At 71.5% G+C, this 11,669-nt stretch carries 9 protein-coding genes; 6 read left to right on the top strand and 3 right to left on the bottom strand.

The window, feature by feature from the left end:
• Nucleotides 1–433: 433 nt before the first annotated feature.
• Together NON22_RS13500 and NON22_RS13495 are read left to right on the top strand one after the other, a co-directional pair.
• Nucleotides 434–1,195, top strand: coding sequence for an AraC family transcriptional regulator (locus NON22_RS13500; RefSeq protein WP_257387462.1), 762 nt, complete (start codon nucleotides 434–436; stop codon nucleotides 1,193–1,195).
• Nucleotides 1,196–1,269: 74 nt separating this feature from the next.
• Nucleotides 1,270–3,519, top strand: coding sequence for an RCC1 domain-containing protein (locus tag NON22_RS13495; protein ID WP_257387461.1), 2,250 nt, complete (start codon nucleotides 1,270–1,272; stop codon nucleotides 3,517–3,519).
• Between the two features lie 42 nt (nucleotides 3,520–3,561).
• On the opposite strand, the gene gatB is transcribed toward NON22_RS13495, so the two are convergent.
• From gatB to gatC, 3 genes are read right to left on the bottom strand one after another with little or no spacing between them, the layout of a single operon-like run.
• Entirely contained in the window at nucleotides 3,562–5,028 is a 1,467-nt protein-coding gene (gatB, locus tag NON22_RS13490) for an Asp-tRNA(Asn)/Glu-tRNA(Gln) amidotransferase subunit GatB (protein WP_257387460.1), read from the bottom strand.
• Nucleotides 5,025–6,473 carry an Asp-tRNA(Asn)/Glu-tRNA(Gln) amidotransferase subunit GatA gene (gene gatA / locus NON22_RS13485; RefSeq protein ID WP_257387459.1) on the bottom strand — a complete coding sequence of 483 codons (1,449 nt, stop codon included), beginning with the start codon at nucleotides 6,471–6,473 and terminating at the stop codon, nucleotides 5,025–5,027. Before gatA ends, gatB begins: the two co-directional genes overlap by 4 nt.
• Nucleotides 6,470–6,757 carry an Asp-tRNA(Asn)/Glu-tRNA(Gln) amidotransferase subunit GatC gene (gatC, locus tag NON22_RS13480; RefSeq protein WP_257387458.1) on the bottom strand — a complete coding sequence of 96 codons (288 nt, stop codon included), beginning with the start codon at nucleotides 6,755–6,757 and terminating at the stop codon, nucleotides 6,470–6,472. Before gatC ends, gatA begins: the two co-directional genes overlap by 4 nt.
• A gap of 357 nt (nucleotides 6,758–7,114) precedes the next feature.
• Between gatC and NON22_RS13475 the strand changes: the two genes are divergently transcribed.
• The 4 genes from NON22_RS13475 to mrdA all read left to right on the top strand — a co-directional run.
• Nucleotides 7,115–8,161 carry a rod shape-determining protein gene (locus NON22_RS13475; RefSeq protein WP_257387457.1) on the top strand — a complete coding sequence of 349 codons (1,047 nt, stop codon included), beginning with the start codon at nucleotides 7,115–7,117 and terminating at the stop codon, nucleotides 8,159–8,161.
• A 58-nt stretch (nucleotides 8,162–8,219) separates the two neighbouring features.
• Nucleotides 8,220–9,287, top strand: a complete 1,068-nt coding sequence (mreC, locus tag NON22_RS13470) for a rod shape-determining protein MreC (protein WP_257387456.1) — start codon at nucleotides 8,220–8,222, stop codon at nucleotides 9,285–9,287.
• On the top strand, nucleotides 9,284–9,775 hold the full coding sequence (mreD, locus tag NON22_RS13465; RefSeq protein ID WP_257387455.1) for a rod shape-determining protein MreD: 492 nt from the start codon (nucleotides 9,284–9,286) through the stop codon (nucleotides 9,773–9,775). The genes mreC and mreD overlap by 4 nt, the downstream gene beginning before the upstream one ends.
• Nucleotides 9,772–11,669: penicillin-binding protein 2 (gene mrdA / locus NON22_RS13460; protein ID WP_257387454.1), on the top strand; the 1,898-nt coding region annotated here is incomplete at its 3' end. The genes mreD and mrdA, both read left to right, overlap by 4 nt.

Here is an 11,669-nt window from a genome sequence, read left to right as displayed (position 1 = left end):
CAGGTCGCGCGCGCGCCGCGTCGCGTCCTCGCGCGTCAGCGCCGCGACGTCGACGGCCGGCATGACCTGCTGCTCGACGCGCGCGAGCGGATTCAGCGAATGATCGAACGCGGCCGGCGCCGCGCCGGCGGCGAACGCGGCGGCGGGCAGGACCGACGCCAGTGCCATACACAATGCAGCAAAGCGAAAATGCGTATTCATCGATATTTCTCCACACGAGGACAGGGGAACCACGCACGGATCGGCGGAAGAGGGCCGCCAGCTTCGACCAGAGGATTTGTCGGGCGCGAAACCCGGCTACTATCGGCGTCCGGATCAATCGGGTATTGATCGGTTCCGACAACCGGGGTGTCGGATCGGGCAGGAGCGGCGCGCGCAGGCGCCGCCGCTCCGCAAGCGGCGCCGGGGGGCGCTGCCGGCACGGGAGAGTGCAATGGCTGCGATCCAGCCGCATGCCGGCCTCGGCATGGCGGGCGGCGTTTCCGTATCGATGCAGTCGGCGGCCCTGCTCGCCGAGCGCCTGTTCGACTGCGCGCAGGACACGCTGTTCTTCGTCAAGAACCGCGAGGCGCGCTACGTCGCAGTCAATCGCACGCTCGTGGACCGCTGCGGCGGACGCAGCAAGAGCGACCTGCTCGGTCGCACGGCGGAGGAGCTGTTTCCCGAGCCCTACGGCGCGTTCTACTACGCGCAGGACCGCGCCGTGCTAGACGAGCGCATCGAGATCCACGACCGCCTGCAGCGCGTGCCGCGTGCCGACGGCGAAGCGAGCTGGTGCGTCTCGTACAAATTTCCGATCGTCGAGAACGGCGACGTCGTCGGCCTCTGCGGCATCTGCCGCCATGTCGATCCGGCCGACGAGAGCATCAACCGCGTCGCGCGCGCGATCGACTATCTGCAGCAGCACTACGGCGAGGCCGTGCGCATCGCGACCTTGGCGCACGTCGCCGGCCTCGGCACGCGCCGGCTCGAGCGGCTGGTCAAGCGCCTGTTCGATCTGACGCCGATGCAGCTGCTCGCGCGCACGCGGATCGAGGCGGCCTCGCGCCTGCTGGCCGGCACCGGCGACAGCGTAGCCGCGGTCGCGAGCGCCTGCGGCTACGCCGACCAGAGCGCGTTCACGCGCCAGTTCAAGGCGCTGACCGGCGTGACTCCGCTGCGCTACCGCGCCGTACGGCTCGGTCGTCGCGGCTGAGTCCCGCGGCACGGATGACAGGCCGGCGCGGCGCGCGCGATCATGCGGCCCTGTTTCCGCAGCCGGTCCGCCGCATGATCCCGATCTCCGTACGCCTCTGCGCCGCGGTGCTGGCCCTGGCCGCGACGGCCGCGCAGGCCCTCGACGGCCGCGGCGTCGTGATACCGCTGCAGGGCGCCGCGACCCTCGCGGCCGGCGCACGGCACTCCTGCACCGTGCTGCAGAACGGCACCGTGCAGTGCTGGGGCAACAACCTGTTCGGCCAGCTCGGCAGCGGCGACCAGACCGACCGCGTCGATCCGCAGCCCGTGCGCGGCCTGCCGCTGCCGGCGCAGCAGGTGACGACGGCCGGCCGCCACAGCTGCGCGCTCGCGGGCGGCCGGATCTGGTGCTGGGGCTTCAACGCCGCCGGCCAGCTCGGCAGCGGCAACACCGACGACAGCAATCTGCCGGTCGAAGTGCAGGGACTCGGCGGCGTCGCGAGCGCCGTCAGCGCCGGCGAGACCAGCACCTGCGCCATCGTCGCGGGCGCGGCCAAGTGCTGGGGCGAGAACTTTTACGGCCAGCTCGGCGACCGCAGCTTCGACGACCGCCTGCAGCCCACACCGGTCGCGTTGCCGGCGGGCACGGTGCAGCAGATCGCCGCCGGCGTGTTCCATGCCTGCGCGATCGTCGACGGACAGCCCTGGTGCTGGGGCAACAACATGTCCGGCCAGCTCGGCGACGGCACGACCGGCACCTACGAGAGCACGCCGGTCCGCGTGGCCAACCTCGGCACCGTGCTGCAGATCCACGCCGCGGCGGTCAATTCCTGCGCGCTGGCCGCCGGCGGCGGCGTGCATTGCTGGGGCCAGAATGCGTCGGGCCAGCTCGGCAACGGCAACCAGGACGCGTCGCCCGTACCCGTCGCGGTCACCGGCCTGCCGGGCGCGGCCGATGCGATCGCCGTCGCCAGCGTGCACGCCTGCGCGCTGGTGGCCGGCTCTGCCTGGTGCTGGGGCGACAATCACTATCGGCAGATCGGGAACCTCGCCGCCGACTTCAGCAGCACGCCGGTGCAGTTGCCGCAGCTCGCCACGGCCCAGGCCATCACGGCGCGCAGCTACCACAGCTGCGCGCGCCTGGCCGACTCGACGCTGCGCTGCTGGGGCTTCGACGGCGAAGGCGAACTCGGCGACGGCTCCGCCGCGCTGCGCCCGGAACCCGTGCACACCCTGGCGCCGGGCAGCGGCGTCGGCGCCGTCGGACTCGGCATGGGACACAGTTGCGCAGCGCTGCCGGGCGGCCTGCATTGCTGGGGCTACAACGGCGACAACGAGCTCGGCCTGGGCCAGGCCTCGCTTGGCGAAGGCCTGCCGACGCCGGTCGCCGGCATAGGGACGGCACCCGCCTCGGTCGCCGGCGGAGAAGCGCACAGCTGCGCCGTCGTCGGCGGCAGCGTGTTCTGCTGGGGCAACAACGATTTCGGCCAGCTCGGCCTCGGCGACCAGAACGGGCGTGCCACGCCGACGGCCGTGCCCGGCTTGCCGGTGGGCGCAATCCAGGTCGCAGCAGGCCGCCGCCATTCCTGCGCGCTCGCCGGCGGGGGCGTCTGGTGCTGGGGACAGGGCGTCAACGGCGAGCTCGGCAACGGCAAGACCGAGGCGAGCCTGGTTCCCGTCGCGGTCAGCGGCCTGGCCGGCGGCGTCAGCGCGATCGCGGCCGGCTATTCGCACAACTGCGCGATCAAGAACGGCGCCGGCTACTGCTGGGGCCTCAACACCGACGGCCAGCTCGGCAATGGCGAGCACACGGGCCTGCAGGCGGCGCCGGTCGCCGTCGGCGGCCTGGACGCGAACGTGCAGGCGATCAGCACCGGCGTCAACCACAGCTGTGCGATCGTCGGCGGCGCGGCCCGCTGCTGGGGCTATGACGGCTACGGCCAGCTCGGCGACGGCGTGCTCAACGATCCGCAGTACCTGCCCGCGCCGGTCACCGGCATGGACAGCAACGTAATCGCGATCGCCGCCGGCGACGACATCAGCTGCGCCGTGCGCGACGGCAGCGTCTCGTGCTGGGGAGGCGACTACGACGGCGATCTCGGCAACGGCCCGCCGGTGCGCAGCCAGCGCCTGCTGCCGACGCCGGTCGTGGGGCTCAGCGGGCTCGCCGACGGCAAGCTCGCGATCGGCGGCACGCATGTCTGCGCCGGCATCGCCGGCGGCGGCCTGTACTGCTGGGGCGACGACTACCTCGGCACGCTGGGCATAGGGCGCAGCGTGGTCAGCGGCCTGCCGCGCGTCGTCGTGCAGCAGGACGTGATCTTCCGCCGCGGCTTCGACTGAGCCCGCCGCCGGCTCCGTGCGGAACCGCCCGGAGGCGGCGCCTCAGGGCGCCGCGAGCTTCTGCCGCAGCAGTTCGTTGAGCTGCTGCGGATTGGCCTGGCCGCGCGTGCGCTTCATGGTCTGGCCGACGAAGAACTGCAGCAGCTTCTCGTTGCCGCCGCGGTAGTCGGCGACCTGCGCCGGATGCTCGGCGAGCACCGCGGCTATCGCCGCGGCCAGCGCGCCGCTGTCGGAAATCTGCCGCAGCCCGCGCGCCTCGATGATCGCGTCGGCGCCGCCTTCGCCGGCCCACATCGCCGCGAATACGTCCTTGGCGATCTTGCCGGAGATGCTGCCGTCGCGCAGGCGCGCAAGCAGCTCGGCCAGCGCGGCCGCGGACACCGGCGCCGCGGCGATCTCGATGCCGGCCTCGTTGAGGTTCGCGGCGACCTCGCCGAGCACCCAGTTCGCGCAGAGCTTGGCCTGGCCCGGCAGCGCGGCGAGCACGGCCTCGAAGTAGTCGGCCGTCGCGCGGTCGGCGCAGAGCTGGTCCGCATCGGCGTCGGGCAGGCCCAGCACGGCGACGTAGCGTTCGCGCCGCGCCTGCGGCAGCTCGGGCAGCGCGTCGCGTTCGCGCGCGACGTCGGCCGCGGCGATCACGAGCGGCGGCAGATCCGGATCGGGGAAATAGCGGTAGTCGTCGGCCGATTCCTTGCTGCGCATCGGGCGCGTCTGGTGCCGCGCCGGGTCGTACAGGCGCGTCTCCTGCACGATGGATTCGCCGTTCTCCAGCGCGCGGATCTGGCGCTCGATCTCGTACTCGATGGCCTTCTCGACGAAGCGGAACGAGTTGACGTTCTTGATCTCGGTGCGCGTGCCGAGCGGCGCGTCGCTGCCGCGGCGCACCGAGACGTTGCAGTCGCAGCGGAACGAGCCTTCCTGCATGTTGCCGTCGCAGATGCCGAGCCAGCGCACGAGCGTGTGCACCGTGCGCATGTAGGCGACGGCCTCGGCGGCCGAGTGCAGCACCGGCGCCGAGACGATCTCCAGCAGCGGCGTGCCGGCGCGATTCAGGTCGATGCCGGTCTCCGCATGGAACGCGTCGTGCACCGACTTGCCGGCGTCTTCCTCCAGGTGCGCGCGCTGGATCTCGACCTCGATGACGCGGCCGTCGTCGACGCGCACGCGCAGGCGGCCGGCGCCGACGACGGGCAGCTCGTACTGGCTGATCTGATAGCCCTTGGGCAGGTCCGGATAGAAGTAGTTCTTGCGCGCGAACACCGACTGCGGCGCGATCGCCGCGTCGATCGCGAGGCCGAACTGGATCGCCTTGCGCACGGCTTCGCGGTTGGGCACGGGCAGGGTGCCCGGCATCGCGCAGTCGACCAGCGAGGTCTGCGTGTTCGGCTCGGCGCCGTAGGCGGTAGACGCGCCCGAGAACAGCTTGCTCGCCGTGCTGAGCTGGGCGTGGATTTCCAGACCGATCACGGCCTGCCAGGCCGAGGCGGCCGGTTGTACCTGGGCGTTCATGCGGCGGGCTCCTGCAGGTGCCAGTCGGTGGCCAGTTGCAGCCGGTGCGCCGCGTTCAGCAGGCGCGCCTCGGCGAAGGCCGGCGCGATCAGCTGCAGGCCGGCCGGCAGGCCGCCGGCGAGGCCGGCCGGCAGCGAGATCGCCGGGAGCCCGGCGAGGTTGACCGCGACCGTGTTGACGTCGGCCGCGTACATCGCCAGCGCGTCGCCGGCCTTCTCGCCGAGACGGAACGCCGTCGTCGGCGCGGTCGGCCCGGCGATCAGGTCGACGCCGGCGAACGCCGCGGCGAAGTCGTTCGCGATGAGCCGGCGTACCTTCTGCGCGCGCAGGTAATAGGCGTCGTAATAACCCGCCGACAGCGCATAGGTGCCGACGAGGATGCGCCGCTGCACTTCGGCGCCGAAGCCCTCGGCGCGGCTCAGGCTGTACAGCTCGTCGAGCGACCGCGCATGCGCCGTGCGATGGCCGTAGCGCACGCCGTCGTAGCGCGCGAGATTGCTCGAGGCCTCGGCCGGCGCGATCACGTAATACGCCGCGATCGCGTGGTGCGCGTTCGGCAGGCTCACGTCGACGAGCACCGCACCGAGGCGTTCGAGCTCGCGCAGCGCCGCGTGGACGCGCTCGCCGACCCCGGCCTGCACGCCGCTGCCGAAATATTCGCGCGCGATGCCGATGCGCAGCCCGGCCAGCGGCTGCTCCAGCAGCGCGGCCGTCGCTTCGGCCGGCCGCGCGACGCTCGTCGCGTCGCGCGGATCGAAGCCGGCGATCGCATCGAACACGATCGCGCAGTCGGCGGCCGAGCGCGCGAGCACGCCGGCACAGTCGAGGCTCGACGCGTAGGCGATCATGCCGTAGCGCGAGACGCGGCCGTAGGTCGGCTTGAGTCCGGTGATGCCGCAGAACGCGGCCGGCTGACGGATAGAGCCGCCGGTGTCGGTGCCGGTCGCGAACGGCACGATGCCCGCGGCGACCGCCGCGGCCGAGCCGCCGGACGAGCCGCCGGGCACGCGCGCCGTGTCCCAGGGATTCGCGACGGCGCCGTAGGCGCTGTTTTCGTTGGACGAACCCATCGCGAATTCGTCCATGTTGGTCTTGCCGAGGCTGACCGCGCCAGCCGACGCGAGCCGCTCGACGACCTGCGCGTCGTACGGCGGCACGAAATCACGCAGCATGCGCGAGCCGCAGGTCGTCGCGACGCCGCGCGTGCAAAAAATATCCTTGTGCGCAAAGGGGATTCCCGCCAACGCCGGCAGCGCAGCGCCGGCAGCGCGCTGCGCATCGACGGCGCGCGCCGCGCTGCGCGCGCCGTCGGCGTCGATGCGGATGAAACTGTTCAATGCCGCCGCGCGTTCGGCGCGCGCCAGCGCGTCGTCGGCCAGCTGCAGCGCGGAACGGCGGCCCGCGGCGAGATCCGCGGCGAGCGCGGCCATCGATGCGGCGCTCATTCGATCACCTTCGGCACGAGGTAGTAGCCGCCCTGCGAGGCAGCGGCGAGCGCGAGCAGCTGCGCGCTGCGGTCGGTGTCGACGACGACGTCCTCGCGCAGGCTCAGCGGCTGGTCGTGCGGATGCGCGAGCGGTGCGAGATTGTCCACATTGGCGGCGGCCAGATCGTCGAACAGATGCAGCACGCGTTCGAGATCCGAGCGCAGGCTTTCGAGCTGGTCGTCGGCGACGGCGAGCCGGGCCAGACGGGCGATATGGCGAACCGCAGCGTGGTCTAGTGACATGTGAAACGCATGTTCGGCGGACGGGAGCGACCGAACTTAGCATGCCGCTGCAATGCACCAAAGCGCATAACCGGCGCCTGCGGGCCGCGCCGGATCCAAACCCAAAAATGCTTTTTTAACGCGACCTTACCTTGCACAGCCGGGGTCCCGACACTAGACTGTGCGGCCTTTTCCGCCCCTTTTCGGAAGCCCTGAAACGAGTTCCGGCAGTATCGTCCCGGTGCCGGCCGTCGCTCCCCTGCAATCCCGCCGGCCGCCGGTTCCGACCGCGTCCGGCCGCCCTGGTGGCTGCACGGGAGTTCCGGCCCCGACGATCTCCGCAACGGTTTCCGCGTTTCCCACCAGCTCCCGGCGCTCATGTTCAAAAGCCTTCGCGGTCTGTTTTCCAACGATCTGTCCATCGACCTCGGCACCGCCAACACGCTGATCTACGTGCGCGGCCAGGGCATCGTCCTCAATGAACCCTCGGTCGTCGCGATCCGCCAGGACCGCGGACCCGGCGGCCCGCGCAGCGTCGCGGCCGTCGGCGCCGACGCCAAGCGCATGCTCGGCCGCACGCCGGGGTCCATCGTCGCGATCCGGCCGATGAAAGACGGCGTCATCGCCGATTTCATGATGACCGAGGCCATGCTGCAGCACTTCATCAAGCAGGTGCACAAGAGCCGGATGCTGCGGCCCAGCCCGCGCGTGCTGATCTGCGTGCCCTGCGGCTCGACCCAGGTCGAGCGCCGCGCGATCAAGGAATCGGCCGAGGGCGCCGGCGCCCGCGACGTGTTCCTGATCGAGGAACCCATGGCCGCGGCGATCGGCGCCGGCATCCCGGTCCACGAAGCACGCGGCTCCATGGTCCTGGACATCGGCGGCGGCACCTCGGAAGTCGCCGTCATCTCCTTGAACGGCATCGTTTATTCCCAGTCCGTCCGGATCGGCGGCGACCGCTTCGACGAAGCCATCGTCAACTATGTCCGGCGCAACCACGGCACCCTGATCGGCGAGGCGACGGCCGAGCGCATCAAGCTCGAGGTCGGCTGCGCCTACCCGCAGAGCGAAGTGCGCGAGATCGAAGTCTCCGGCCGCAATCTGGCCGAAGGCGTGCCGCGCATGTTCACGATCAACTCCAACGAGGTGCTCGAAGCGCTGCACGAGCCGCTGTCGGGCATCGTCTCGGCCGTGCGCAGCGCGCTGGAGCAGACGCCGCCGGAGCTCTGCTCCGACGTGGCCGAGCGCGGCATCGTGCTGACCGGCGGCGGCGCGCTGCTGCGCGATCTCGACCGCCTGATCTCGGAAGAGACCGGCCTGCACGTGCAGGTCGCCGACGAGCCGCTGACCTGCGTGGCCCGCGGCGGCGGCCGCGCACTCGAACTGATCGACCTGCACGGCAGCGATTTCTTCGCGCCGGAATAACCCGCGGCATACGCCGCGGCGCAGCCCGCCGCGGCGCTGACTTCCTGGCCCCACCCGCATGCCGCTTGCCCGCTCCGATACCAGTCCCCTGTTCGGCGCCGGAGCGACCAGCACCCTGCGTCTGGTCGTCTATCTGGCGGCCGGCGTCGCCCTGATGGTCGCCGACTACCGCGGCCACTACCTCGCCCGCGTGCGCCAGTACGTCGCCGTCGCGGTGGAGCCGGTCTATCGCATCGCCGCGATGCCGGCCGACGCCGCGCGCACCGTGCGCCTGGCCGTGGCCGACCGCCAGGCCCTGACCCAGGAAAACCAGCGCCTGCGCGAGGCGCTGCTGCTGACCCAGGCGCGCCTGAACCGGCTCAGCGCCGTGGCCGAGCAGAACACCCGGCTCAAGGAGCTGCTCGACGTGCAGCATTCGCTGGGCCTCGGCGTGCAGCTGGCGAAGCTCATCGACATCGTGCTCGACCCCTACCGCCAGCGCATCACCCTGGACGCCGGCGCGCGCCAGGGCGTCGTCGTCGGCCAGGCCGTGCTCGACGCCTACGGCGTCATGGGCCAGATCAGCGAAGTGCTGCCGACCACGTCCACGGCCATCCTGATCACCGACACCAGCCACGCGGTGCCCGTCGTCATCGAGCGCACGGGCCTGCGCACGATCGCGTACGGCAGCGGCAGCAGCGACCGCCTCGACGTACCGAACATTCCGGTCAGCGCCGATGTGAAGGCCGGCGACAAGCTGCTGACCTCGGGCCTCGGCGGCAGCTTCCCGGCCGGGTTCCCGGTCGGCGAGATCCGCTCGGTCGCGGCCGACCCCAGCGGCATGTTCGCCGTCGCAGTTGCGCGGCCGGCCGCCGCGCTGGAGCGCAGCGGCGACGTGCTGCTGCTGAGGCCGCTGGCCGATCCGGTGGGTCCGCCGGCGCTGAAGCCCGAAACCGGACCGCCGGCGCCGTCGCCGGGAGAACTCGCGCCGCCGGGCACCGGCGAAATGTCGGCCGTGTCCGTGCCGGCCTCCGTCCGACCCGCGGGCTCGGCAGCAGCGGCCGCGCCCGCTACCGCACCATCGGCCGCCAGACCGGGCGGCACCACGCCCGCGCCGGCCTCGGCGCCCCCGGAGCAGCGCCGATGAACAAGCATCGCGCGCATTTCCTGCTGTTCCTGCTGAGCCTGATCGTGGCCTGCCTGCTGCAGCTGATGCCGCTGCCGGACGTGCTGCTGCCGTTCCGGCCGTACTGGCTCGGGCTGATCCTGATCTACTGGGCGCTGGAGGAACCTGAGCGCGTCGGCCTCGGCCGCGCGTTCCTGCTCGGCCTCGTCGGCGACGTGCTGCAGGGCGACCTGCTCGGCGACCAGGCGCTGCGCCTGGCCGCGCTCGCCTTCATCGTGCTGCGCTTTCGCTCGCGCCTGCGCTTCTTCCCGATGTGGCAGCAGTCGCTGGCCGTGTTCGCGCTGCTGCTCAACGACCGCGTGCTGAGCCTGATGGAGCGCGCGTTCACGGGCGCGCCGATGCCGCCGGCCTCCTTCTGGTACGCCCCGGTCGCCGGCATGCTGGCCTGGCCCTGGGTGTTCCTGCTGCTCGACGACCTGCGCGCCCGGCTGCGCGTGCACGAGGCATGAGCCCGCGCCGCACCAGCCTCAAGGACAGCGGCCGCGAAGTCGCGCTGTTCCAGCGCCGCGCGCTGGTCGGCTTCCTGATCATCGTCGTCTGCCTCGGCGTGCTCGCGGCGCGCTTCGTCCATCTGCAGGTCGTGCGCCATGACGAGTTCGCCACGCGCGCCGACCAGAACCGCATCAAGCTGCGGCCGATTCCACCGGCGCGCGGCCTGATCTTCGACCGCAACGGGGTGCTGCTCGCCGACAACACCGCCGCGTTCCGGCTCGAGGTCACGCCGGAGCGGGTCAAGGACATGGACGCGACGCTCGAACAGCTGCGCGAAGTCGTGCCGCTGACCGAGGACGACATCAAGCGCTTCAGGGAACAGCGCAAGGGCCGCCGCGGCTTCAACAGTCTGCCGCTGCGTTTCCGCCTGTCCGAGGACGAGGTCGCCAAGTTCGCGGTCAACCGCTGGCGCTTTCCGGGCGTGGAAGTCGTGCCGTACCTGACGCGCACCTATCCGCGCGGCACCGAGTTCGGCCACGTCGTCGGCTATGTCGCGCGCATCGACGAGGCCGATCTGCGCGAGCTCGACGCGACGCGCTACGCCGGTACCACGCACATCGGCAAGACCGGCATCGAGCGCTACTACGAGAAGCTGCTGCACGGCGAGCCCGGCTACGAACGCGTGGAGATCAACGCCGACGGCCGCGCGCTGCGCGTGCTGGATTCCACGCCGCCCAAGCCCGGCAAAAACCTTTATCTGGCTATCGACGTGCGCCTGCAGGAAGCGGCCGAGGCCATCTTCGAAGGCAAGCCCGGCGCGGCCGTCGCGATCGATCCGCGCAACGGCGAAGTGCTGGCCATGGTCAGCGTGCCGAGCTTCGATCCGAACCTGTTCGTCAACGGCATCAGCCACGGGGACTACCGCACGCTGATCGGCTCGCCGCTGCGCCCGCTGCTGCACCGCGCGCTCGTCGGCACCTACAAGCCGGGCTCGACGATGAAGCCTTTCATGGGCATCGCCGGGCTCGAGCAGGGCGTGCGCCGGATCGACGACACCGTGCTGTCGACCGGCGAATTCCACATCCCGGGCCAGAGCCGCGGCTATCGCGACTGGCGCCGCGGCGGCCACGGCCGCGTCGATCTGGTCGAGTCGCTGGCCCAGTCGGTCAACACGTATTTCTACTCGCTCGCGCTGGACATGGGCATCGACCGGATGTCGGGCTACCTGTCCAAGTTCGGCTTCGGCTCGCGCACCGGCATCGACCTGACCGGCGAGGGCAGCGGCATCCTGCCGTCCAAGGACTGGAAGCGCGCGCAGTTCGACAAGCCCTGGTTCCCGGGCGAAACCGTCATCGCCGGCATCGGCCAGGGCTATTGGGTGGTCACGCCGGTGCAGCTGGCCAATGCCACGGCCATCCTCGCCGCGCGCGGCGCGCATCATCCGATCCATCTGCTGCGCGCGACGCAGTCGGGCTTCAGCGCGCCGGTGGAGCCGGTGCCGCAGCGGCCCGAGGAACCCAGCTTCATCGTCAACATGACCAACTGGAACCGCGTCCGCGACGGCATGATCGCCGTGGTCTCGGGCCCGACCGGCACGGCCGCGCGCACGTTCGCCGACGCGCCGTACACGACCGCCGGCAAGACCGGCACGGCGCAGCGCTTCTCGCGCACCGGCAACGAGGTCGACACGCGCGGCCTGGACGACGCGCAGCGCCACCAGGCCCTGTTCGTCGCGTTCGCGCCGGTGGAAGAACCGCAGATCGCGCTGGCGCTGGTCATGGAATTCGGCGCGAGCGGTTCCCACGACGCCGCGCCGCTCGCGCGCCGCATCCTCGACGCCTGGCTCGCGCCGCCGCCAGGCGCGCAGCCGGCGGCGGTTCCGGCGGCCGCGGCCCCCACCCCGACGACGAC

The sequence above is a fragment of the Tahibacter caeni genome (genome assembly GCF_024609805.1).
Lineage (GTDB): Bacteria > Pseudomonadota > Gammaproteobacteria > Xanthomonadales > Rhodanobacteraceae > Tahibacter > Tahibacter caeni.
This window is presented reverse-complemented; position numbering and strand designations above follow the sequence as displayed.